The organism is Celeribacter baekdonensis B30 (assembly GCF_000299875.1).
GTDB classification, from domain to species: domain Bacteria; phylum Pseudomonadota; class Alphaproteobacteria; order Rhodobacterales; family Rhodobacteraceae; genus Celeribacter; species Celeribacter baekdonensis_A.
Map to the genome: position 1 here is coordinate 1 of NZ_AMRK01000002.1, position 23,749 is coordinate 23,749.

Sequence of the window (23,749 nt, forward strand, 5' to 3'; positions counted from 1 at the left end):
AATTGATCAGCAATTCGTTGTATCAAAAAGCCTAAGACAACGGTTTATGGCACAAACAAGGTCGCCCTTCCGGGCGGCCTTTTTCATGCGCTTAGCACCGGCTTGCGCCCCACCCGACGCTTGGCTTTGGGACATCTTACTCCATTTGTCTTGATCGGCTCAGACAGCAGAATTTGAGTATTTTCGCTGCCATGAAAAGGCTTTGTTAACGATGTTTGCCACATATTCCGCGCATGGATGTGCGACAGATCAGCGAGTGCGCCACATGGGAGGCGCTGGCGGACAGGGTGATGGCACCCTTGCCGCAGCGCTGGATTTATGGCGAAACTGCAAAACGATTGGGGCGCGAGGTTCGCAGGCTTTGCATTTTTGATGACACGGGACCGATTGCCACACCGATTGCCATCGCGCAGATCGTTATGCGCACAAAATTTGGCATGCGAACATCTTTACTCACCCGTGGCCCGCTGTTTCTACCAGAGTGTCCCCAGCATATCCAACGCGCCGCGCTCACATCTGTGCGCCGCGCCCTGCCCTTTGGCGTTCACCTGATGACCTGCGAGACGCGGCTCAGGCGGATCGGCCTGACTGCTGCCCCTGAGGTGGTGGAACTGGACCTCTCGCAAGAGCTTGCGAGTCTGCGCGCCGGGATGCATGGCAAATGGCGCAATGCCTTGAAAAATGCCGAGAGTACGCGGCTGAAAGTGGCGCAGTTGCAGCCGTCGCCCGGCGTGCTAATGCCGCTGTTGCGCACTGAAAAAAGCCGGCAGGCGAAGGGGCGGTATCGCGGATTGCCGCCCGAATTCATGCTGGCTGTGCAAGACGTTGCGCCCAAATCTCTGCGGCTGTTCAGCGCCTCGGATGCGCAGATGTTGTTTGTCATTCATGGCACCAGCGCGAGCTATCAAATCGGCCACACCGGCTCTGAGGGACGCGCGCTGAATGCGCATAACCTGATCCTTTGGGAGGCGATCCAACGTTTGAAATCCGAGGGCGTCCTGCGACTTGATCTTGGCACATTGGACCGGGACAAAGCGTCCGATTTGGCCCGGTTTAAGTTGCGCAGCGGTGCCCAGGCGCGTCACCTCGCCCCGGCAGCACTGATGTAAAAGGCCGCGCAAAGATTCCCCTGCGCGGCCTTTATGATCATGACGTCGGACTTATTTCATCGCAGCATCGGTGATCTCAAGTGTATAAGCCCCCATCGGTTCTTTGGTGATGACCGGATCGGAGCCGCCCGACAGCAACGAGGCCACCGTGCGCTCATAATCGGCCACATCCAAAGACCCGTCCGAGCCTTCAAGCAATTTTGCCACTTCGGTCATCATGCGGACCTGATGGGTCATGGTCTGCGCGCCGGTTTCATCATAGTCCAACACGATTTCCGCGGCCTCTTCCGGGTTGGCGGCGGCATAGGTCCAGCCCTCCATCGAGGCTTTCACAAAGCGTGCCATTTTGTCTTTAAACGCCTCATCCGTCAGGCTGTCTTCGAGCACATAAAGACCGTCTTCGAGTGTGGCGACACCTTGGTCTTCGTATTTAAAGGTGATCAGATCGTCGGCGGAAATGCCCGCGTCAATCACCTGCCAATACTCGTTATAGGTCATGGTGGAGATACAGGCGGCCTGTTTTTGCAACAGCGGATCGACGTTGAACCCCTGTTTCAAAACGGTCACGCCGCCCTCGGAGCCATCGGTCGCGAGGCCCAATTTGCCCATCCACGACAGAAACGGATATTCGTTGCCGTAGAACCAAACACCAAGCGTTTTGCCGGGGAAATCTTCGGGGCCGGTGATGCCGCTTTCTTTGAGACAGGTCAGCATCATGCCAGAAGATTTATAGGGCTGGGCGATGTTCACAACCGGCGCGCCGTTTTCACGCGCGGCCAAGGCCGAAGGCATCCAATCGACCATCACATCGGCCCCGCCGCCGAGCAAAACCTGCACAGGGGCCACATCCGGGCCACCCGGTTTGATCGTCACGTTCAGGTCTTCGGCCTCATAAAACCCTTTTTCCAGAGCCACATAGTAGCCGGCGAATTGCGCCTGCGTGACCCATTTGAGTTGCAGCGTCACATCATCGGCGGCAAAGGCGCCAGAGCTCATAGCGGCCAGAGCGGCAGCGCTCGTCAGTAGCTTTTTCATCGAAATACAACCTCCAAGTTGTCGGTAATGCCGGGAGTTTGTCCCCCGGTTCATCGTCTTTGCGGGATCACCCGCGTTGTGATGGGTGCCAGAAGGTCACCCGTTTCTCGATGGCCGACACGATCCCGTAAAGGGCCGTTCCGGTCACCGCGGACACGACAATTTCAGCCCAAACCATATCGGTTGCCAAGCGTCCCATCTCTGTCGAGATGCGAAAGCCCATGCCCCGGATGGGAGAGCCGAAATATTCAGCAACAATCGCCCCGATCAGCGCCAAAGAAGTGGCGATTTTGAGGCCATTGAACAAAAACGGCAGCGCCGCAGGGCCGCGTAATTTCAACAGTGTTTGTGTATGCGAGGCGGCGTAAGTGCGCATCAAATCCCGCTGCATCGTGTCCACTGCGGCCAAACCACCCAGCATGTTCACCAGCATCGGGAAAAATACCATCACCGCAACCACCGCCGCCTTTGAGTGCCAATCAAAGCCGAACCACATCACCATGATCGGCGCGAGGCCGACGATGGGCAATGCGGCAAAGAAATTGGCGACAGGCAACAGCCCGCGTTTCAAAAACACAAATCGGTCGATGATCACGGCCAAGATCAGCGCCGCCAATGTGCCCATCCAAAGCCCATTGAGCGCACCTTTGACGACGGTTTGCACCCAGTCTTCCCAAAGCGTCGGCCCAGAGGACAGGATCGCGGCCAAAATGGCCGAGGGCGGTGGCAAGATTGCGGGAGAGACACCGAACAGGCGCACGCCAAACTCCCACAAAGCAAGGACCAAAACCCCGAAGCCCAGCGGCCAAAGCACCTGTTCGGCGCGTGTGTCCAAGCGGCTCATAGCGCGCGCCCTCCCATGAGATGCCGAGCGGCTTTTTCAAAGCTGCCGACGAGGAAAATCAAAAGACCGGCCAAGATCGCCGCAGCAAACAGCGCCGCCCACATGATCATTGGCTCGCCAAACTGCGACCCAATCAACATCCGCGCGCCAAGCCCCGAGATCGCACTGGTCGACAATTCCGCCACCACCGCGCCAACAAAAGACGCCGCCACCGCCACTTTGAGCGAGGCAAAGAAATAGGGCATCGAAGAGGGCAAGCGCAGTTTCCAAAACACGTCGCTTTGACGCGCGCCATAGGTGCGCAACAGGTCAAGCTGCATCTGATCCGGGCTGGTTAAGCCTTTGACCATGCTCACCAAAACCGGATAAAAACTAAGATAGGCGGCGATGATGGCCTTGGGCACCATCAAAGTCCCGGTCCCCACCGCATTCGAGAGCACGACAATAATCGGCGCAAGCGCGACAATCGGAATGGTCTGAGAAATGATCGCCCAAGGCATCAAAGTCAGTCGCCCGACCCGACTCAATACGATCACCGTGGCCAGAGCCACACCGATGACAATGCCAAAGACAAACCCCAAAAGCGTGGTTTTGAGCGTGATCATGCCCTGATAGACCATCGAGCGTTTCGAGGTGATTTTCTTCTCGACCGTGGTGTTCCACAGCTCGCTGGCGATCTGATGCGGTGCGGGCAAAAGCGGGCGCGATTGCTGCATCGTATCACTGAGCAGATCGGAAAACGTCACCTCCGTGCCCGCCCGTGCGGCTTGGTCATAGGTCCAGGTACTGTTCATTTTAAACGCGGCACCGTACCAGATCACGATCAGTGCAAGCACGATGGTAACGATGGGGAGGATGTTTTTCATGCGCGCCACTCCATCCGATATTGCGCCGGTTCGCCTTCGGCTTCTGGTGCAATTTCTCCAGCAATATCAAAACCTTCACGCAGGTAAAACCGATGCGCCGCGATGTTCGGTTGATGGGTTTGCAACCATAAAAAATCACGCCCGGCTTTGGCGGTACCAACCAACGCTTTGCCAATCCCCTGTCCCTGACGATCGCAATAAAGCGCGCCAATCTTTTGGGTTGCGACATCAATGGACATATAGGCCACGACCGGATCACTCGCGACATAGATCTGACGGTGATCAAACACCTCGTCGATCATCCCGATGACATCACTCTCAATCGTGCCGTCCGGCATCCACTCTGTTGCGGCTTCCCAAGCCACGACAATGCGCGCCATGGCCGGAATATCTGCGCGGGTGGCGCGTCTGATCTCAATTGTCATGCGTCATGCCCCGCGCGCAGGCCCTCACGCACCCGATGGGCGATTTTGATAAACTCTTCGCTGTCGCGAATGTCCAAAGGCCGATCTGGTGGCAGGGTCGATTCAATCACATCGGTGATCCGCCCCGGACGCGGGCTCATCACCACGATCTTGGTCGACAGATACACCGCCTCCGGGATCGAATGGGTGACGAAACCGATGGTTTTTTGCGTCGCGGCCCAGAGTTTCAACAACTCTTCATTGAGCTTGTCGCGCACGATCTCATCCAGCGCGCCAAACGGTTCGTCCATCAACAAAATATCGGCGTCAAAGGCCAGCGCGCGGGCAATGGACGCCCGTTGTTGCATCCCGCCGGAGAGCTGCCATGGGAATTTTTTGCCAAATCCGCGCAGATCGACCAGATCCAGAACCCGATCAATATGGCCTTTCCACTCCGATTTCGGAAAGCCCATGATCTCCAGCGGCAATTGGATATTGCCGCGAATGGTGCGCCATGGATAAAGCCCCGCCGCTTGAAAGACATAGCCATAAGCCCTTGATTTACGGGCTTCTTCCGGGGTCATCCCATTGACAGTCAAACGCCCGCCCGTTGGCGTTTCGAGCCCGGCGATACAGCGCAAAAACGTCGTCTTGCCGCAGCCCGATGGCCCGATAAAAGAGACGAAATCGCCCTTGTTGATCTCAAGATTCACATTCTTGAGCGCATGAACCGGCCCATCATTGGTCTGAAAGGTAAGATCGACGTTCTGCGCGTCGATGACTGGCTTTTTCATTAGCTTATGTCTTCTCTTTTCTTATGCAGCGGCCCGCGAGCCCCCGCCTTTTCCCTGTAGATGTCAGAGCTTTTGGTATTTTGCCCCGTTGATAGCGCCGACCAAAACTGAAATCGCAAGCAAAACAAACATCGTCACTTCTCCACTTGCGAGAACGTCGAGATCCATACCGAAGGCAGCCACAAACGCCCCCCAAGCCACAAGACCGAGCGCCGCACCAGAGATGGCCGTTGCGCCGGACGCGAATCGTGAGGTGTTGAGTGTTCGGCGTACCAGATGGAACACAGGTGCCCCTATAATCCACGTCGCAAATCCGAAGCCCCCCGCAAGACCTAGGCCAACGAAAAAGACTATGAACCAGACGAAAAAAGCTTCGAGACTTAGTCCATGATCCCAAGCAGCAACACCCAAGGTGATGAGAGAAAATATCGTCAGGGTGTGTGCAAAGGACTTGACCACGAAACGCGTGAAGCGCGCGGACCATATCTCGAAAATCACCATGACGTTCCTCCCCGATCTAACGTGTCTTAGTGGCGCGTCATCACACCCCCGTCACCGGAATGCCCCTGCGCGCCACAGGACGCGGGGCGGACAGTTCTTTCCATTTTGAGAGCGCCCTGTTCACCGTCGCATTGGCGTCGCGGGCAACGAATTCACCATGGCCCTCTTTCGCCTTCAACTCGCCCCTATCGACCGCAACATAGCCGCGGGTCAAAACGTACCGCGGCAAGGCCGTGACCTCGATCCCCTCGAACACGTTGTAATCAATCGCGGAGGCTTGCGTATCCGCCGAAATCACTTTGGACATCGACGGGTCCATAACCACAATATCCGCATCCGCCCCGACCAGGATCGCGCCCTTTTTCGGGTAACAATTCAAAATCTTAGCGATGTTGGTTGAGGTCACGGCAACGAATTCATTCATCGTGATCCGCCCGGTCTCGACGCCCATGGTCCACAGCACCGGAAGCCGATCCTCAAGCCCGCCCGTGCCGTTCGGGATCTTGGAAAAATCACCGAGGCCATAACGTTTTTGATCGGTGGTAAAGGCGCAGTGATCGGTGGCGACACAGGACAGAGTGCCCGACGCAAGACCGGCCCAAAGGCTATCCTGATGTTTTTTGTTGCGGAACGGCGGCGACATCACCCGGCGTGCGGCGTGGTCCCAATCTTCGTTGAAATATTCCGTCTCGTCCAAGACCAAATGCTGGATCAAAGGCTCACCCCAGACCCGTTTGCCGTTCATTTTCGCCCGGCGGATCGCCTCATGCGCCTCTTCGCACGAGGTGTGCACAACGTAAAGCGGCGCGCCCGCCATATCGGCCAACATGATCGCGCGGTTGGTGGCTTCGCCCTCCACCTGCGGCGGACGCGAATAGGCGTGGGCCTCGGGGCCGGTGTTGCCTTCGGCCAAAAGCTGTGCCGTGAGTTCCGCGACCACATCGCCATTCTCAGCATGGACAAGCGGCGTCGCGCCCAATTCGGCGCAGCGCTTGAACGAGGCGTAAAGCTCATCGTCATTCACCATCAACGCGCCCTTATAGGCGAGGAAGTGTTTGAATGTATTGATACCTTTTTCCTCGGTGATGAGTTTCATCTCATCAAACACCTGCTCGCCCCACCATGTGATCGCCATATGATAGGAATAATCACAAGCCGCCTGCCCGGATTTGTTGTCCCAGACCTTGAGACTGTCGAGCAGGCTTTCCCCCGGACTCGGCAGGCAGAAATCCACCACCATCGTCGTCCCCCCCGCCAAAGCGGCGCGGGTGCCAGAGGCGAAATCATCGGCGGAATAGGTGCCCATAAACGGCATTTCGAGATGCGTGTGCGGGTCAATCCCGCCCGGCATCACAAAACACCCGGTCGCGTCCAAAATCTCATCGCCTGTCAGGTCTGGCCCGATCTCAACAATCACGCCATCTTCGATTTTCACATCGGCCTTATAGGTCAAATCGGCGGTGACAACCGTGCCGCCTTTGATCACCTTGCTCATGACTTCACTCCTTGTTGCTCGGACGAGGCCGCGCGCGCCTCAGTCTTCTTTGTCTTTAAATATCCTCGGGAGCACGAGGGGCGAGCCCCTCGTCCCTGCCCGCCCTCAGTCCACAATCTGAGCCGTTTCCAAAACCGCATGCAACAACACATCGGTGCCCGCCGCCGCCCATGCCGGGCTGATCTCTTCGGCCTCATTGTGCGACAGACCGTCCACACAGGGGCACATGATCATCGCGGTCGGGGCAACATCGTTGATCCAACAGGCATCGTGCCCCGCGCCGGAGACGATATCCATATGGCTATAGCCCAACCGTTCGGCGGCATTGCGGACCGCACCGACCAAGGTCTCATCAAAGGCAGGTGGTTCGAATTGGCCGGAAATTTCTGAGCTGAACGTGACCCCGATCTCCTCACAGAGTTGTGGCGCGCGCTCATAATACTCCGCCTCCATCGCATGCAAGACCTCCGGTAAATGCGAGCGGAAATCGACGGTGAACACCACCTTTCCGGGTATCACATTGCGCGAATTGGGATAGACGTCGATATGGCCGATGGCACCCACCGCGCCCGGCTGATGTTTCATCGCGATCTCATGGACCAATTCGGTCAACAGGGCCAAACCGCGCCCGGCGTTTTTGCGCATATGCATCGGCGTCGAGCCGGTGTGGCTGTCCTTGCCCTCGACCGTACATTCAATCCAACGCAGGCCCTGCCCATGGGTGACGACGCCAATATCCTTGCCCTCGGCCTCCAAAACCGGCCCCTGTTCGATGTGCAATTCGAACATCGCATGCATCTTGCGCGCACCAACGGGTTCGTCCCCGACCCAGCCGATCCGCTTTAATTCATCGCCAAATTTCAATCCCTTGGCATCCACACGATCATAGGCCCAATCCTGTTCATGCTTGCCCGCAAACACGCCGGAGGCCAGCATCGCGGGGGCAAAACGGGTGCCTTCTTCGTTGGTCCAGTTGGTCAACACGATCGGGTGTTTGGTCTTGATGCCCAGATCGTTCATCGTGCGCACGGCCTCTAATCCGCCCAGCACGCCCAAAATGCCATCGTATTTGCCGCCTGTCGGCTGCGTGTCCAGATGCGAGCCCATGTAAACCGGCAGCGCGTCCGGGTCCGTGCCCGCGCGCGTCATGAACATATTGCCCATGCTGTCGACGCCCATGGTCATCCCGGCCGCTTCGCACCAAGTCTGAAACAAGGCGCGGCCTTGGGCATCCTCATCGGTCAGAGTCTGGCGATTGTTGCCACCCGCGACCCCAGGGCCGATCTTGGCCATCTCCATGAGGCTCTCCCAAAGGCGTTCGGAATTGATTTTGAGGTTCTCGCCGGGTGCCGACATGGATCTTTCCTTTCGTTCATCAAATCGTTTGGGCGATGGACCCGCCCGCCTGTGCGCTGCATGTTCCTGATCACCGCCCTGGTCACCATCTTGATTGCAGTCTGCTCAGGCGGTGCGCGCGTTGCATCCCCTGTGACCTACCCTCAGCAGATTTGACCATTCGGTCAAGAGAAACACTAACAGCACTGTTCAGCCACAAAACCGTACATGTGCCAAAAAACCATGCAAACGGATCACAAGTCCGGTTTTAAGGCGATTCCCCCTTCGGTTTGGCGTTTTTTTTAGCAATTATAGACAGACTAACGCGAGAGGATCGGGGGCGGATGAGAATCGAACCAAAAATGCCGGGACGGCAACCACGCACAAGAATACAAAAAAAGAACACGGAGACCATATTAGAAGCCGCTTTAGAGGTGTTTTCTCAACATGGGTTTCGCGGGGCAACGCTGGATCAAATCGCCAAGGCCGCAGGTTTGTCCAAACCCAATCTGCTCTACTATTTCCCCTCGAAAGTCGCCATTCACCGCGCCTTGATCGACGGGTTGATGAAAACCTGGCTCGATCCTTTGCGTGAAATGAAGGCAGATGGCGATCCTGTCGAGGAAGTCATTGCCTATGTTTTGCGCAAATTGGAGATGGCGCGGGAGTTCCCGCGTGAAAGCCGCCTATTTGCCAATGAGATCGTGCAAGGCGCGCCAAACATCATGGACAAGATCGAAGGTGAGCTGAAAAATCTGGTCGAAGAAAAGGCGGCGGTGATCGAAGGCTGGATTGAACAGGGTAAAATCGCGCCGTGCAATCCCTATCACCTGATCTTTTCGATCTGGTCCACGACGCAACATTACGCCGATTTCGACGCCCAAATCCGGGGCATTCTGCACCCGGAGGGGGACGCGCATTTTGAACAGGCGCGACATCATTTGGAAACCCTGTTCCGCCGGATGTTGACGCCATAAAGGATTTGGAAACCAAGTCGCGCCACCTTGAGGCGCGACAGGATGAATCGTGTTAACCAAAAGCAAATATTTCTGTGGGTCTTAACCCTTGGAAAACCATAATCCGTTATAAAGGGCAATGTGGGGGCTCCTGAAAAGAAGGAGCACGAGCATGACCAATGTAGCGGGAGTGCCAGCCTTTGGGGGAGGTGGTTTTGCCTTTAGACAGCCACCCGATCCGCCAAGGCCCGCTGTGCCTCAGGTCGCTCAAACGGCGACAGATGGCTCAGCAACATTTACAAAAGGGAACGAACTTCCCGGCCAGAACGGCAGCAAATACACCAAAAGTGACCCTGTGAGCGACACCGCGAATGATGCGGCGGCGCCCAAATCAACGGATGCCAAATCTGAGGCGCAGAATCGGATCAAAGAAGATCTGCCAAAAGACATTCTGACCGGGCCTACGCCCGCGTTTCAGGCCTCAGTTCTTGAGGTCGAAAGCGATCTGCGCAATGTCATTGCCCAGTTCGAAGCCCGGCGCAATCAGGTCAGCGATGGGGCCGCCATTTCGGCCACGCCGCGTGGGTCTGAAGCCCGTTCGCAGGCCGCGCAGCCTTTGACATCAGAACGCACGGGGGCTGAAACCCACCACGCCGCCGTCGCAGACGCGACACAGGCCGAGGCGCAAAAAGACGCAACAGAGGCCACGCAGGCCTTGGTGCAGACCTCATCGGAGGCGATGGACCCCGAGACCCGCTATGCCGGTCCGGCGGCCAACCCGCGTAGCCCGTACGATCCGGTCTAATCTACAGCCCGCGTCAGGATGGTGCGGCCTAAGCATATGATATTTTGATGTTTTCTTGACTAGGGCTTCAACCCGGCAGGATATTCACACCGCGCGTGGCCGGTCAGGACACGCGCAGGGTGGCGCTTTGCCCACTCGGTGCGTGAAATCCGCGCGAGATCACATCATCCAAAGTTCTGGACAGGTAAGGTCTGTCCAGGCCGAATGAACTGTGCGCATCGGGACCCGCCCGATGCGCACTTTATTCTTCATTATGTTTCATTCCGCCGAAATGGCAGCCACATTGTTGGGATGCGTGGTCCAGTTGGCATAGTCGCCAACGGGTTTGCCCGTGCGTTCATCCACCTCACCTTTGTCCAATGTTTTCATGGTGATACAGCCCTCAACCGGGCAGACATTGACACAAAGGTTACAGGCCACGCATTCGTCATCCATGACGGTGAACACCCGGTCCGGCGACATCGAAATCGCTTGGTGCGAGGTGTCTTCGCAGGCGGCATAACAGCGCCCGCAATTGATGCAATCGTCCTGATTGATCACCGCTTTGGTCACATGGTTGAGATTGAGATACTGCCAATCGGTGACATTTGGCACCGCGCGGCCGGAAATCTCCGCGACGGAGGTGAATCCCTTTTCATCCATGTATTGCGACAGGCCGGAGATCATTTCTTCAACGATTTTAAACCCATAGGTCATCGCGGCGGTACAGACCTGAACGTTCGATGCGCCCAGGGCCAGGAATTCCGCCGCATCGCGCCATGTGGTCACGCCGCCGATCCCCGAGATCGGCAGGTTTGCCGTGGCCGGATTGCGGGCAATCTCCGCGACCATATTCAACGCAATCGGTTTCACCGCCGGGCCGCAATAGCCGCCATGGGTGCCTTTGCCGTCGATCATCGGTTCGGGCGCAAAGCTATCGAGGTTGACCGAGGTGATCGAATTGATCGTGTTGATCAGCGACACAGCATCCGCGCCGCCACGCAGCGCCGCCTCGGCGGGCAAAATGATATTGGTGATGTTCGGCGTCAGCTTGACGATCACCGGCAAACCCGTCGCCTCTTTGCACCAGCGCGTCACCATTTCGATATACTCGGGCACCTGGCCCACCGCCGCGCCCATGCCGCGTTCGGCCATGCCATGCGGACAGCCAAAGTTCAGCTCGAACCCGTCACAGCCGGTTTCGGCGATGCGCGGGATGATGCTTTTCCAGCTTTCGGCGTCACACGGCACCATGACCGAGGCGATCAGCGCCCGATCCGGGAAATCCTTTTTGACGCGGGTCATTTCCTCAAGGTTGACCTCAAGCGGACGGTCGGTGATCAGCTCGATATTGTTGAGACCCAAAAGACGGCGATCCGCGCCATGAATGGCCCCGTAACGCGGACCGTTGACGTTGACCACCGGCGGGCCTTCTTCGCCCAAGGTTTTCCAAACCACCCCGCCCCATCCGGCCTCAAAGGCGCGGCGGACGTTATATTCTTTGTCGGTGGGCGGCGCAGAGGCCAACCAAAACGGGTTCGGAGAGGTGATACCGCAGAATGTGCTTGTGAGATCGGCCATGTCTTAGCCCTCCATCAGGCTGGCGTGAATGTCTTCGGCCGCATCGCGACCCTCGGCAACGGCGGTGACGGTCAGGTCTTCGCCGCCAGAGGCACAGTCGCCCCCGGCCCAAACCCCCGCCATCGACGTGCGTCCAGTGGCGGATACGGCGATTTTGCCGCCCTCGATTTTGATCCCCTCAGGCGCCCCCACAAGGGTCTGCCCGATGGCTTTGAACACCTGATCCGCGGCCAGACGGAAGGTCTCGCCCGTCCCCGTCAGCTTGCCATCGACCTCGTGAGTGAATTCAAATTCCATCTCGGCACAGGACCCATTGCCATGCACGGCCACAGGCGAGGCGTTATAGATGATCTGCACGCCTTTCGAGGTCGCAAGCTCCTGTTCATACTCAGAAGCCGACATCCGGTCTTTGCCGCGGCGATAGACGATGGTGACGTTTTGTGCGCCCAAAAGTTTGGATTGCACCGCGGCGTCCACGGCGGTCATGCCGCCGCCGATCACCACCACGTTACGGCCCACGGGCAGGGTTGAGAGGTCGGTGGATTGGCGAAGATCGGCGATGAAATCCACCGCGTCCAACACGCCCTCCTTGTCCACACCTTCGGCCCGCAACGCATTCACGCCCGCAAGACCGATGGCCAAAAACACCGCATCATAATCGTCTTGCAGCGCCGCAAGTGTCAGCCCCTCGCCCAGCTTTTTACCATGCTCAACGGTGATCCCGCCGATCTGCAACAGCCAATCGACCTCGCTTTGGGCAAACCCGCCCGGCGCTTTGTAGGACGCGATGCCATACTCATTCAGCCCGCCAGATTTCGGCCGCGCATCAAACATCACCACATCATGGCCTTTCATCGCCAGACGATGTGCGGCGGACAGGCCCGCAGGCCCGGCACCGACCACGGCAACGGTCTTGCCAGTGGCCTCTGCGCGGGCAAAGGGATGGGCGTTTTTCGCCATCAGCGTGTCGGTGGCATAGCGCTGCAAACGACCGATTTCGACCGGCTTGCCTTCCGCCTTTTCACGCACACAGGCCTCTTCGCACAAGGTTTCCGTCGGACAGACCCGCGCGCACATGCCGCCCAGAATATTCTGTTCGAAAATCGTTCTGGCCGCCGCCTCCGGCGTTCCCGTGGCGATTTGGCGGATAAACAATGGCACGTCGATCGAGGTCGGACATGCGGTCATGCACGGCGCATCATGGCAAAAATAACACCGGTCCGAGGCCACAAGCGCCTCGTGATGGTCTAAAACCGGATGCAAATCGGAAAACTGTGCGGTATAGCTTTCCGCCGGCAGGCGCCCTGCGGCGATTGCGGGCGTCATCGGACTGTTGGACATCGGGCTCGCTCCCTGTTAGCTGGCTTTTGTTGGTGTCAGGGTGGCAGGGTTGATTTTTTTATCAAGTGGTAAAATTTACCAACCCGTTATTTTCGAACCTTTCAGGCCTCTCACGCCAAAGAATGATGCGCGAACGCCCAAATCATAGGCAAAGTTTGCGGCACTCCCCCTTGATCGGAGGCCGATATCGGGTTTTCACGCAGCGTAACAACGCCTATATACGAACGATATGAACAACAGCCCGCTTTTAATGACGGGCGGCAGAAACCGAGTTGAACACATGACCAAGCAAAACGACGCCGACGTGGCTTTCATTCAGGCTCTCGCCGAACTGCTGACCGCAAATGACCTCTCCGAAGTGGAAGTCATGCGCGAATATGGCGACAACGACAGCCTCAATGTCCGCGTCAGCCGTGCCCTACCGCAGATGATTCAGACGGTCGCCGCACCAGCCCCCGTGGCCGCACCCGCAGCTCCTGCCGCTGCCATGGCCGCCCCGGTTGTGGCCGCCGCTGCCGATCCGGCCAATGATCCAAACGCTCTGGCCTCACCGATGGTGGGCACTGCCTATCTGGCGGCCGAACCGGGCGCTGCCCCTTTCGCCAAGATCGGCGATCAGGTGTCCGAAGGTCAAACCGTTTTGATCATCGAAGCGATGAAAACCATGAACCACATCCCGGCGCCGAAATCCGGCACCGTCAAACGCATCCTCGTTGAAGATGGCACTCCGGTCGAATTCGGCGCTCCGCTGATGATCATCGAATAAGGGATCTGATCCATGTTCGATAAAATCCTCATCGCCAACCGTGGCGAGATTGCCCTTCGGGTGATCCGCGCCTGCCGCGAGATGGGCATCCAATCCGTTGCGGTGCATTCCACCGCCGACGCGGATGCGATGCATGTGCGCATGGCCGACGAAGCCGTTTGTATCGGCCCTAATTCGTCGACCCTCTCCTATCTCTCTTTCCCCGCGATCATCGCCGCCTGTGAAATCACCGGCGCGCAGGCTATCCATCCGGGCTATGGGTTTCTCTCTGAAAACGCCGCCTTTGTGCAGATCGTCGAAGATCACGGGCTGAGTTTCATTGGACCGTCGGCGGAACACATTCGTCAGATGGGCGACAAAATCACCGCCAAGGAAACCGCCGAACGTTTGGGCATTCCGATTGTTCCGGGTTCCAAAGGCGGCGTGCCGGACGTGGAGAGCGCCAAAAAAGCCGCCGCCGAGATGGGTTATCCGGTCATCATCAAAGCCACCGCCGGTGGTGGCGGGCGCGGCATGAAAGTGGCGCTGAGTGAGGCCGAGCTTGAGGTCGCCTTCCGTACCGCGCGCTCCGAATCCAAAGCCGCTTTTGGCAATGACGAGGTCTATATGGAGAAATATCTCCAAAAGCCGCGTCACATCGAAGTGCAGGTCTTTGGCGACGGCCAGGGTGGCGGCGTCCATTTAGGCGAACGCGATTGCTCGCTGCAACGGCGCCACCAGAAAGTATTTGAGGAAGCCCCCGGCCCCTCGATTTCCCCCGAAGAACGTGCCCGCATTGGCGGTATCTGCGCCAAGGCCATCGCTGAGATGGGCTACAAAGGCGCGGGCACCATCGAGTTCCTCTATGAAGATGGCGAGTTCTATTTCATCGAAATGAACACCCGCCTTCAGGTTGAGCACCCGGTGACCGAAGCAATTTTCCGTCAAGACCTCGTGCGCGAACAAATTCGTGTGGCTGCGGGCGAAAAACTGTCCTTCAGCCAGGAGGATTTGCTGCTCGATGGTCATGCCATCGAAGTGCGGATCAACGCCGAAAAACTGCCGAATTTCACCCCCTGCCCCGGCAAAATCACCCAGTATCACGCTCCCGGCGGTCTGGGTGTCCGGATGGATTCGGCGCTGTATGATGGCTACTCCATTCCGCCCTATTACGACAGTTTGATCGGCAAACTGATCGTACATGGCCGCGACCGCCCCGAAGCTTTGGCACGTCTCAAACGCGCCTTGGGTGAATTGATCGTCGATGGTGTCGATACCACGATCCCGCTGTTTCACGCCCTGCTCGAAGAGAAAGACGTGCAAACTGGCGACTACAACATCCATTGGCTCGAAAAATGGCTTGAGACCAACCTCGGCTAAGGTCTTTGGATCATGTCAAAAAAGGCCGCGCCCCATAGGAGTGCGGCCTTTTCTTTTGCCCAAACTCGCGCCAAAGTCGCCCCCATGGATCACCTTGCCCTCACGCCAGAACTCATCTTGCAGGCCTATGCCAATGGCGTGTTTCCCATGGCCGAGGGGCGCGATGATGATGAGATTTTTTGGGTCGATCCCCGAGCGCGCGGGATCATTCCGCTGGATGGGTTTCACATCTCCCGCTCCTTGGCCAAAGTGATCCGCTCAGGCCACTTTCGAGTCACCTTCAACCATGATTTCGAAGGCGTCATGGAGGGCTGTGCCGATCGCGATGAGACCTGGATCAACGACACGATTTTCGAACTTTACGGCGCGCTGCATGACATGGGCTTTGGGCATTCTTTGGAAATTTGGCAGGGCGAGCGGCTTGTCGGCGGCACCTATGGCCTCACACTCGGCACCGCGTTTTTTGGCGAAAGCATGTTCTCGCGCGCGCCGAATGCCTCAAAGGTCGCGCTGGCCTATATGGTCGCCCGGCTCAAACGCACCGGGTTTACCCTGTTTGACACGCAATTCCTGACGCCGCATCTGGCCTCGCTTGGCGGGATCGAGATCCCACGTGCCGAGTATCGAGACATGCTGCGAAACGCGTTACTGTCGCGCGCCGACATCACTGCGCTGGCGCAAGACCTGACGCCTCAGGACGTGGTGCAGGACAGCGGCCAGATATCGTAACGCTGATGGTCCATTGCATTCAACGCCGGGCTTGAGGCGACCATCCAACCGGAAAAGGCCGGGGCCTCCATGCCCTCGACACGCACCACAAGATAGGCATAGGCATCGCCCGACGGGTTGCCTTTGGGCGAGCGACAATCGCCCAAAAACACCTGAATGCGGCCAAAACTGGCGGTTCCGCCGACATCAAGCGACAGATCTTCAACCGCGCCCGTGAGCTTATCCAGCGCGCGCACCGTGGCACCTGAGGCAGACACCACCTCTTCTTGCAATTCGGTGGTGATGTCTTGCAATTCCTGTTGATAGCCATCGTTGGGCAGGCTTTGCAGATCTTCAAGCGACAAGCCCCCCGTGCCAAACCCGGCCACGTCGCCGTCATCCAAAGGTGTGATCACAATGGAATCCAGATCGGTTTCCAGATCATCGCCAAATCCGGCCTCTTGCGCCGAGATCGGCGTCGAGAGTGACAGCATCAGGATCAAGGCCGGAAGGTGACGCCTCATTCTGTGCTGCTCCCAGAGTCACTTCCTGTGTCGCTTCCGGTGACGAATTTCAACATCAGGTTGATCAGGCTGATCGAGCCTTGGGTGTCAGCGATCACTTGACCATCTTCGAAATTAAACATCGACCCGCCGGGCACAAGCTCGACAAAATTGCCGCCTAATAGCCCCTCAGAGGAAATCAAAGCGGCGGTATCGTCGGGCAAGACCACCGATTTATCAAGCGTGAGCTGCGCCTCAGCGCGGTAAGTCTCGGGGTTGAGATCCAGCGCGGTCACCGTGCCGATTTTCACCCCGGCCAAACGCACATCCGTACCCGCGGAAATACCTTCGGCAGAGCGAAAGGAGGCCGTAAGGTGGTAATCGTCCGTTGCTCCGGAGGCAAAGCCCGTAACCTGTCCGGCATAGATGAGAAAGCCCAGTGCGAGGGCGACAACGCCCGCACCAACGGCAACTTCTGTCATGTTTTCAGACATAAATGGTCCGCCCTTGTTCAGGTTGCTGCGGGTCGGGCGGCCTTATTCAGGCTGCCAAGCCTCATAATCCTGACGCAGAACCGGGTTGGCCTTGCGGATCGAACCCGCAGGCGCGTAAGCGGCGATGGTGCCCGTGAGGTTTTCGACATGAGGTTTCTCCCAAGTCTTGTGCTCAAGCGCCTCATGGCCCGGATGGTTGGCAAACGTGTGGTGCAGCCAGCCATGCCAATCAGGATTCACGCGGGAGGCCTCGACCTCACCGTTGAAAATCACCCAGCGACGGCTGTCATCTTCGTTGCGGAAATAGAAATTGCCTTGGGCGTCTTCGCCGACCTTGATGCCATGGCGCCAGGTGAACAATTGAGTGCCAATGGTTTGGCCCTTCCACCAGACAAGTGCGCGCAGGACAGTGTTCACGATACCCATGGATCCGGTCACCTTTCGTAATTCGCTTGTCGCAATCTATGACCCATCCGCACGCCAAGGTCCAGAGGGCAGCCGCCTGTGCCGGGCGAGTTTTCGCCGCAGAAGGCCAAAAAAAGCCCCCCGCCTCACGCGAAGGCAGGGGGCAAATGTCAGCACACAAGGATCAGCGGATCAGGCTGTCGCTTCCTTGGTCTTTTCGTCCGAGTAGATCATCAACGGCTTGGCCGACGACATCACAGCATCCTCGTTCACAACGACTTCGGTGACATTGTCCATGCCCGGAAGTTCGAACATGGTGTCGAGCAGGATGTCTTCGAGGATTGAGCGCAGACCGCGCGCACCGGTTTTACGTTCAATCGCCCGTTTCGCGATGGAGGTAAGCGCATCCTCGGTGAAGGTCAGCTTGGCGTTTTCCAACTCGAACAGGCGCTGGTATTGCTTCACCAGTGCGTTTTTCGGTTGGGTCAAAATCGTGACCAAGGCGTCCTCATCCAAATCTTCGAGCGTCGCCAGAACGGGCAAACGGCCAACAAATTCCGGGATCAAGCCGAATTTCAACAGGTCTTCCGGTTCGAGCTGCTTGAACATCTCGCCGACGCCTTTGTCTTCGTCGTTTTTCACATCCGCACCAAACCCCATCGCAGTCCCTTTGTTGCGCTGCGCGATGATCCGGTCGAGACCGGCAAAGGCCCCGCCACAGATGAACAGGATGTTGGTGGTGTCCACTTGCAGGAATTCCTGCTGCGGATGCTTGCGCCCGCCTTGCGGCGGCACGGAAGCCACGGTGCCTTCCATGATTTTCAGCAAAGCCTGTTGCACACCCTCGCCCGACACATCGCGAGTGATCGAAGGATTGTCGGATTTGCGGGTGATTTTGTCGACTTCGTCGATGTAAACGATGCCGCGCTGCGCCCGCTCGACGTTATATTCAGACGCCTGAAGCAGTTTCAGGATAATGTTTTCGACATCTTCCCCGACATAGCCCGCCTCGGTCAAAGTCGTCGCATCGGCCATGGTGAAAGGCACGTCGAGAATGCGCGCCAGCGTTTGCGCCAAAAGGGTTTTCCCGCAACCGGTCGGACCGATCAAAAGGATGTTCGACTTCGACAATTCGATGTCGCCATTGCCTTTGGCCGCATGATTAAGGCGCTTGTAATGGTTGTGAACCGCCACAGACAACACGCGTTTCGCGGTCGCCTGACCGATCACATAATCATCGAGAACCTGACAAATGTCGCGCGGGGCAGGCACGCCCTCGGAGGATTTCAGACCAGAGGATTTGGTTTCCTCGCGAATGATATCCATGCACAGTTCGACACATTCGTCACAGATGAAAACGGTCGGGCCCGCAATCAATTTGCGCACCTCGTGCTGGCTCTTACCGCAGAACGAGCAGTAAAGCGTGTTTTTGCTGTCACTACTGGACGAATTGCTCATCACATTCCCCTAAGGACCCGGAACTGGGCCGTCTTTATAAATCTGGCTGAGCCCCAAACGGCGCTCAACTTTGCCCTGAAATAGCAGCCCCCAAAGGGGCCGCCCATTGCCCTTGTTCCCCTGAGTGTAAGACAGCGATTTTTCGGGCACAATGGCAAAATCCCGATCGCACTTAACAGCATTGCGAGGCCAATGGCCCCGCCCCTGACCGGCCCGGATGCATCCAGACCGATCAGAGCCTTTGATCTTACTCTTCCGGCACCGCGCGGCTTTCGACGATTTCGTCGATCAAACCAAAGGCTTTGGCATCTTCCGGCGACATGAAATTGTCGCGTTCAAGCGCATCCACCACGGTACCCATGGTTTGCCCGGTATGTTTGACGTAGATCTCATTGAGCCGATCTTTGAGTTTCTGCGTCTCTTTGGCGTGGATCATGATATCCGTCGCCTGACCTTGGTAGCCACCGGAGGGTTGGTGCACCATGACGCGCGAATTGGGCAGCGAGAAGCGCATGCCTTTTTCGCCCGCAGTCAGCAAAAGAGAGCCCATCGACGCCGCCTGCCCCATCACAAGGGTCGACACTTTCGGGCGGATATATTGCATCGTGTCATAGATCGACAGACCGGAGGTGACGACACCACCCGGGCTGTTGATATACATTGCGATCTCTTTTTTCGGATTCTCGGCCTCAAGGAACAAAAGCTGGGCACAGATCAGCGACGACATGCCGTCATGCACTGGACCGTTGAGGAAAATGATCCGCTCTTTGAGCAGGCGCGAGAAAATATCATAGGCCCGCTCGCCACGGCTGGTCTGTTCAACGACCATGGGAACGAGGGTATTCATGTAGGTATCAATCGGGTCTTTCATATACGCCTGCCTATTGCTTCTATGTGAGGTGTTAGCGCGGAAGTGTTACTTGAGTCTTAGTGTCGGACCGGTGGGGCTGCAAGGGCACCCGGTTCTCAGATCGGCACTGCGCCCTGCCACGATGGCGCCCCCAGCCCCAAAGCCCTCCATGGATTTATCATTTTTTCCTTTTGCGTCAAATGGATGAGAAAATATCCACAGGTGCTTTTGCAGAGGCGCACAGATGTGTGATTTTGCTGTGTTGCCAGTTTGCCGCAAATTTCGATAAAATTTTAGGCAAAGTCTTCCGATCATCCGCCGCAGCTAGCGCCCTGCAATCTGCCAAACCTGCGCCCCGCACCCGCCCAAAGATGTCAGGCCACATGCGCGGGCAAAGCCACCAAATGATTGTCCCAGGCCAGCCCCGGAACCGCCGTCAAAGGCCGCATATCGTCTTTGAGCGCCAAAAGCGCGCCAAAGCCATCAGAGCCAAGATAGCCCGCACCAAAGGGTGCAAGACCACAGAGATCCGCTCGCAACACCGCGCCCAAAAACGTGCCGTCGGCGGCGAAACGTTGTAACCGACCGCCGCGTGGCGACGTGATTGCTACCTCAGAGCCATCGCCCGAAAAGGCAATCGACCCGGCATAGCCCTGCATCATCACATGCTCGGCCAAATCCGCCTCGGCCAAAACCACATCTTCACCACGTCGATGCAGCCCCAAAAGCGGCACGGCCTCGGCGGCATCGCCTTCCCATTGCATCGCAAAACCGACCTGATCGTCGGGGCCCACGGCCAGATGCCGGATCGAATTCTGGTGTAACTCGGGCGCAAGAACATGCTGCTCTGCGAGGCCGAAATCCGCGTTCAGATAGGTCAGAGACGGAGTCATATCTGCGATGTTCAGTTTTTCGCGCCCCTCGCCAATCTCAGGATGGGTGAAAATCCCGCCATTGGCGATCACAAGGCTGCCATCGGACAGCTCGCGAATGTCGTGGGGACCAATGCCATGGCTCGGCACTTCGCCCACACGTTTATAGCCTTTCGCACGATCCCAGATGCCCAAAACACCTTTTTTCTCAGTATAGTGGTTCTCTGGTGTCAGCATCAGATTGCCCTCGCCGACAAACACCCCATGGCCCATGAAATGATGGCCTTGAGGCGCATCCAAACGATGGGTGACGGAGCCGGTGGCGCAATTTACCACCACGGCAAAGGTGCCCGGACGACGAGCAAAGGCCACCGCTTCGGGTTTGCTCGGATGGGCGGCGGCGGCATGGCCGCGGGCGGGCAAAGGCACACGAAACAGAATCTGCGCCGCCTCATCCATGCCATAGAGCGCGTAATCGCCCGAGGCATCGCGCGCCGCCCCCAAATAGGCCGGAGACCCGGCATCGGCCCAACTCAGACGCGGGACAACTGTGGCAGCGATGGCGGCTTTGATGAATGTGCGGCGGGAGGTCATGGGTAGTCCTTTGAGAGGGGGAGAGAGGCGGCGGCAACGATCAATCGCCATCGGAGGCGTTGAACCCGGCGGAGACGCCCAAAGGCAGACCAACGTCATTGGCCAAAGCGCCCAAAAGCGCCTCGATCCGCTGGCCAACAATCTCGGTTTTGAGCCGCTGCATCGGCTCAATGACGCCAGAGAAATCCGGGTCATTCAAGGCCTCGGCCAAGCCGATCACCTCGGCAAACATCTCTTCGCTGGCGCTCATGTCGCCCGGTGCCATGGTGCGGGCCAAATCGCGCGCGGCACTCAGGGACAAGACCACATTGCGCTCGGAGCGGCCCGACCGATAGGCCTCGGCGCGGGTTGGGCGCGGCTTGTCAAACGTTCCCAACGGGCGGGCAATGCGTTTGCCTTTGGTGTCCTCAAGGCCGGACATCAACATGGTATAAAGCGCCTGAACGCTTTCCTGCGGCGTCAGATAGTGAGGTTTTGCCGCCGCTCCCGCCTCGCGCAACGTGTCGGCAAACCCGTCTGGCGCGGTCCATTCCGCGTCAATCACCTGCGCCATCCGGCCCAGATCATGGGTGATCGCCTGAACCAGCTCGCAGGAATAGCTGCCCGCCGCATAGTCATCAAAGGCGTCATCATAGAGCATGTATTCGAGCGCAAAGAACCCGCGTGCGGCAATGGAAACTTGCGAAAACGCCTGTGGGTCCTGCACAACCGGGTCTTTGGCCGCAATCATATCGGCCAGAGCGCGCGGGATCAGGCCCTTTTTATCGGGCCAAAAGGCGATGGTCAGAATACGGCCATTGGTCTCAAGCGGTCCCATATGCAGGTGTTGCAGCCCCATCCACGCGTCAAACGCGGCGTTATAGGCGGGTTTGACAGCCTCGGGCGTGCAATCTGCGGCGGCGGCATCCGACAGGGCCGTGGCGGCGTGATCAAACCGCGCAACCGCCGGAGTCGCATGCTGATCCACCGCCCGCGTAAGCGCGTCTTGCAACGGGTCGGCCAGAACCGGCGCCGCGACACTCAAGGACAGGCCCAGCCCAAGGGAGGTGACAAGCGAAGTGGCCAGAAATCTCATACGCATATGTCCTCACAGACTTTCTAGGAACCGGATCAAAGCGGCACGATCCGATTTTGACATCACCGTCACAGCATCGCGCGCCGCTTGCGCCTCACCGCCATGCCAGAGCACCGCTTCCAAAAGCGAGCGCGCCCGGCCATCGTGGAGGTAGGTCGTAGCCCCGGAAACCTGCGCCGTCAAACCGATCCCCCACAACGGCGGCGTGCGCCACTCGCGCCCGGTGGCGCGGCCCTCGGGGCGATTGTCCGCCAAATCCGGCCCCATGTCATGCAAAAGCAGATCACTATAGGGCCAGATCAGTTGAAACGACTGCGGGGTCGAGGTCGCGCCCTCAAGCCGGTGGGTGACAAATTTCGGCACATGGCACGACGCGCAGCCCGAGGTGTAAAACATCTCCTTGCCGCGCAGGACCTCTGGATCATCCACATCCCGGCGCGCGGGCACGGCCAGATTGCGGGCATAAAACGTCACAAGATCGAGACCGGATTGATCAATCTCATCGCCGCGCACGTCCCCCGCACCATCGGGAGCTGTGCGACAGGCGACCTGTTCCACCGTGCAATCACCAAACGTGGTGGGAAACAGCGGTGTGGAAATGCCAATGTCACCATGAAAGGCGGCGGCGGATTGGTGTTCCACGCGCGGCTCCCCGGCTTTCCAGCCAAACCGACCCAGCATCGGTGCCCCCTCCCGCTCTGACCATACCAGATTAGGCCTGCCCGAAATCCCATCGCCATTCTCATCCTCAGGGTCAGCATGGGCCAAAAGATCAGCTGCCGGAATCGCCTCCAACAGGCCCAGACCGATCATCGGAGTGGCCACACGCGGCGAGATTTGCAGATCCTTGGGCAAAGCACCGTAGCCCGGATTTGAAATGGTGTAATTCGGCCTGCGCAACATCACAACCTCACCGTCAGCTAAGGTCACGGGGATCTCGGTATAGGCGATTTCCATCCGCCCCTCGGCGGCATGGCCCGTGATGGCAAAATCCTGCAACTGGCCGCCATATCCGGGCGCGGGACGTGTGCGCGGCGTGGCGTTTGGCCCGTCAAGATCGGCCAGATAGGCCTCAATCTCGGTCAACGCCGCAGTTTGGGGTGCGGGCACCGAGAGGCGCAAAAACATCGACACGCGGCTGTCGTCTGGGTGTTCTGGCGGATGCCCGCGCCCATCCTTGACATGGCACCTCATGCAGGAACGCGCATTGAACAGCGGCCCCAAACCGTCCGACGCCTTGGTCGAAGACGGCGACGAGACCCAGAGCTTGGCGAACAGCGCATGGCCCAATTCGAAATCGAGCCGATCGTTCAAGGGCAACGTGGTGGGCGGCAGAGAAAACACCGTGTCATCGCCCGTATCCGCCACGGTCCCCGCCCCGCCTTGGTTGGCCTCAAACGGCTCTGGCGTGGTGAAATCAACCGTTGGGGCCGTCACCGCGTTGATCCGCGCCTGCTCCTGCGCCGTGCGGGGGTAGATCGGCAAAGCGGGATCATCTTTGGTTCCATCGGCCCCGCCCGCCTGCCCGGCCAACACCGATAAAACGCACAAAGCCCCGATCAAACGCGGGGCCTGTTTCACATGTGGGGACAGGATAAGCATAGATGTCCTTGCCAAATG

General features: G+C 58.0%; 24 protein-coding genes. 6 read left to right on the forward strand and 18 right to left on the reverse strand.

The window, feature by feature from the left end:
* Window positions 1-290 precede the first annotated feature (290 nt).
* Window positions 291-1,109 carry a hypothetical protein gene (locus B30_RS21245; protein ID WP_157789781.1) on the forward strand — a complete coding sequence of 273 codons (819 nt, stop codon included), beginning with the start codon at window positions 291-293 and terminating at the stop codon, window positions 1,107-1,109.
* Window positions 1,110-1,160: 51 nt separating this feature from the next.
* On the opposite strand, the gene B30_RS03510 is transcribed toward B30_RS21245, so the two are convergent.
* The 8 genes from B30_RS03510 to B30_RS03545 all read right to left on the reverse strand — a co-directional run bounded on the left by B30_RS03510 (window position 1,161) and on the right by B30_RS03545 (window position 8,404).
* Entirely contained in the window at window positions 1,161-2,144 is a 984-nt protein-coding gene (locus tag B30_RS03510) for an ABC transporter substrate-binding protein (protein WP_009570635.1), read from the reverse strand.
* 67 nt (window positions 2,145-2,211) lie between these two features.
* Entirely contained in the window at window positions 2,212-2,988 is a 777-nt protein-coding gene (locus B30_RS03515; RefSeq protein ID WP_009570636.1) for an ABC transporter permease, read from the reverse strand.
* Window positions 2,985-3,854: an ABC transporter permease gene (locus B30_RS03520; protein ID WP_009570637.1), complete on the reverse strand. Its 870-nt coding sequence runs from the start codon at window positions 3,852-3,854 to the stop codon at window positions 2,985-2,987. Before B30_RS03520 ends, B30_RS03515 begins: the two co-directional genes overlap by 4 nt.
* Window positions 3,851-4,279, reverse strand: coding sequence for a GNAT family N-acetyltransferase (locus tag B30_RS03525; RefSeq protein WP_009570638.1), 429 nt, complete (start codon window positions 4,277-4,279; stop codon window positions 3,851-3,853). Before B30_RS03525 ends, B30_RS03520 begins: the two co-directional genes overlap by 4 nt.
* The gene (locus B30_RS03530) at window positions 4,276-5,052 is read right to left on the reverse strand and encodes an ABC transporter ATP-binding protein (protein ID WP_009570639.1); all 777 of its coding nucleotides are present in this window, start codon (window positions 5,050-5,052) and stop codon (window positions 4,276-4,278) included. The genes B30_RS03525 and B30_RS03530 overlap by 4 nt, the downstream gene beginning before the upstream one ends.
* 63 nt (window positions 5,053-5,115) lie before the next feature.
* Entirely contained in the window at window positions 5,116-5,553 is a 438-nt protein-coding gene (locus B30_RS03535) for a hypothetical protein (protein ID WP_009570640.1), read from the reverse strand.
* 40 nt (window positions 5,554-5,593) lie between these two features.
* Entirely contained in the window at window positions 5,594-7,048 is a 1,455-nt protein-coding gene (gene hydA / locus B30_RS03540; RefSeq protein ID WP_009570641.1) for a dihydropyrimidinase, read from the reverse strand.
* Window positions 7,049-7,153: 105 nt separating this feature from the next.
* The gene (locus B30_RS03545) at window positions 7,154-8,404 is read right to left on the reverse strand and encodes a Zn-dependent hydrolase (RefSeq protein WP_009570642.1); all 1,251 of its coding nucleotides are present in this window, start codon (window positions 8,402-8,404) and stop codon (window positions 7,154-7,156) included.
* Between the two features lie 341 nt (window positions 8,405-8,745).
* Here B30_RS03545 and B30_RS03550 point away from each other — a divergent pair, with 341 nt between their 5' ends.
* Both B30_RS03550 and B30_RS03555 read left to right on the forward strand, forming a co-directional pair.
* Window positions 8,746-9,360: a TetR family transcriptional regulator C-terminal domain-containing protein gene (locus tag B30_RS03550; RefSeq protein WP_100220048.1), complete on the forward strand. Its 615-nt coding sequence runs from the start codon at window positions 8,746-8,748 to the stop codon at window positions 9,358-9,360.
* Between the two features lie 334 nt (window positions 9,361-9,694).
* Window positions 9,695-10,144, forward strand: coding sequence for a hypothetical protein (locus B30_RS03555; protein ID WP_152003627.1), 450 nt, complete (start codon window positions 9,695-9,697; stop codon window positions 10,142-10,144).
* 258 nt (window positions 10,145-10,402) lie between these two features.
* Here B30_RS03555 and preA read toward each other — a convergent pair whose 3' ends face one another.
* Window positions 10,403-11,704: an NAD-dependent dihydropyrimidine dehydrogenase subunit PreA gene (gene preA, locus B30_RS03560; RefSeq protein ID WP_009570645.1), complete on the reverse strand. Its 1,302-nt coding sequence runs from the start codon at window positions 11,702-11,704 to the stop codon at window positions 10,403-10,405.
* A 3-nt stretch (window positions 11,705-11,707) separates the two neighbouring features.
* A complete protein-coding gene (locus tag B30_RS03565; protein WP_009570646.1) occupies window positions 11,708-13,045 on the reverse strand; it encodes an NAD(P)-dependent oxidoreductase in 1,338 nt (445 codons plus the stop codon).
* A 280-nt stretch (window positions 13,046-13,325) separates the two neighbouring features.
* Between B30_RS03565 and accB the strand changes: the two genes are divergently transcribed.
* From accB to aat, 3 genes are all read left to right on the forward strand, one after another.
* The gene (gene accB / locus B30_RS03570; RefSeq protein WP_009570647.1) at window positions 13,326-13,811 is read left to right on the forward strand and encodes an acetyl-CoA carboxylase biotin carboxyl carrier protein; all 486 of its coding nucleotides are present in this window, start codon (window positions 13,326-13,328) and stop codon (window positions 13,809-13,811) included.
* Between the two features lie 12 nt (window positions 13,812-13,823).
* Window positions 13,824-15,170, forward strand: a complete 1,347-nt coding sequence (gene accC, locus B30_RS03575) for an acetyl-CoA carboxylase biotin carboxylase subunit (RefSeq protein ID WP_009570648.1) — start codon at window positions 13,824-13,826, stop codon at window positions 15,168-15,170.
* Window positions 15,171-15,254: 84 nt separating this feature from the next.
* A complete protein-coding gene (aat, locus tag B30_RS03580) occupies window positions 15,255-15,899 on the forward strand; it encodes a leucyl/phenylalanyl-tRNA--protein transferase (RefSeq protein WP_040401886.1) in 645 nt (214 codons plus the stop codon).
* Here the strand turns inward: aat and B30_RS03585 are convergent.
* The 8 genes from B30_RS03585 to B30_RS03620 form a co-directional block, all read right to left on the reverse strand.
* Window positions 15,863-16,402, reverse strand: a complete 540-nt coding sequence (locus B30_RS03585; RefSeq protein WP_009570650.1) for a DUF2155 domain-containing protein — start codon at window positions 16,400-16,402, stop codon at window positions 15,863-15,865. The two genes, aat and B30_RS03585, sit on opposite strands and share 37 nt — an antisense overlap.
* Window positions 16,399-16,875, reverse strand: coding sequence for an outer membrane lipid asymmetry maintenance protein MlaD (gene mlaD / locus B30_RS03590; protein WP_009570651.1), 477 nt, complete (start codon window positions 16,873-16,875; stop codon window positions 16,399-16,401). Before mlaD ends, B30_RS03585 begins: the two co-directional genes overlap by 4 nt.
* A 42-nt stretch (window positions 16,876-16,917) precedes the next feature.
* Window positions 16,918-17,301 carry an NADH:ubiquinone oxidoreductase subunit NDUFA12 gene (locus tag B30_RS03595; RefSeq protein WP_009570652.1) on the reverse strand — a complete coding sequence of 128 codons (384 nt, stop codon included), beginning with the start codon at window positions 17,299-17,301 and terminating at the stop codon, window positions 16,918-16,920.
* Between the two features lie 171 nt (window positions 17,302-17,472).
* Window positions 17,473-18,738: an ATP-dependent Clp protease ATP-binding subunit ClpX gene (clpX, locus tag B30_RS03600; RefSeq protein ID WP_009570653.1), complete on the reverse strand. Its 1,266-nt coding sequence runs from the start codon at window positions 18,736-18,738 to the stop codon at window positions 17,473-17,475.
* A gap of 247 nt (window positions 18,739-18,985) precedes the next feature.
* Complete coding sequence (locus B30_RS03605; protein ID WP_009570654.1) at window positions 18,986-19,609, reverse strand: ATP-dependent Clp protease proteolytic subunit; 624 nt, start codon at window positions 19,607-19,609, stop codon at window positions 18,986-18,988.
* 353 nt (window positions 19,610-19,962) lie between these two features.
* A complete protein-coding gene (locus tag B30_RS03610) occupies window positions 19,963-21,054 on the reverse strand; it encodes a DUF1513 domain-containing protein (protein ID WP_009570655.1) in 1,092 nt (363 codons plus the stop codon).
* Window positions 21,055-21,094: 40 nt separating this feature from the next.
* On the reverse strand, window positions 21,095-22,135 hold the full coding sequence (locus tag B30_RS03615) for an imelysin family protein (RefSeq protein WP_085952013.1): 1,041 nt from the start codon (window positions 22,133-22,135) through the stop codon (window positions 21,095-21,097).
* A 6-nt stretch (window positions 22,136-22,141) separates the two neighbouring features.
* A complete protein-coding gene (locus B30_RS03620) occupies window positions 22,142-23,731 on the reverse strand; it encodes a di-heme oxidoreductase family protein (protein WP_009570657.1) in 1,590 nt (529 codons plus the stop codon).
* Window positions 23,732-23,749 lie beyond the last annotated feature (18 nt).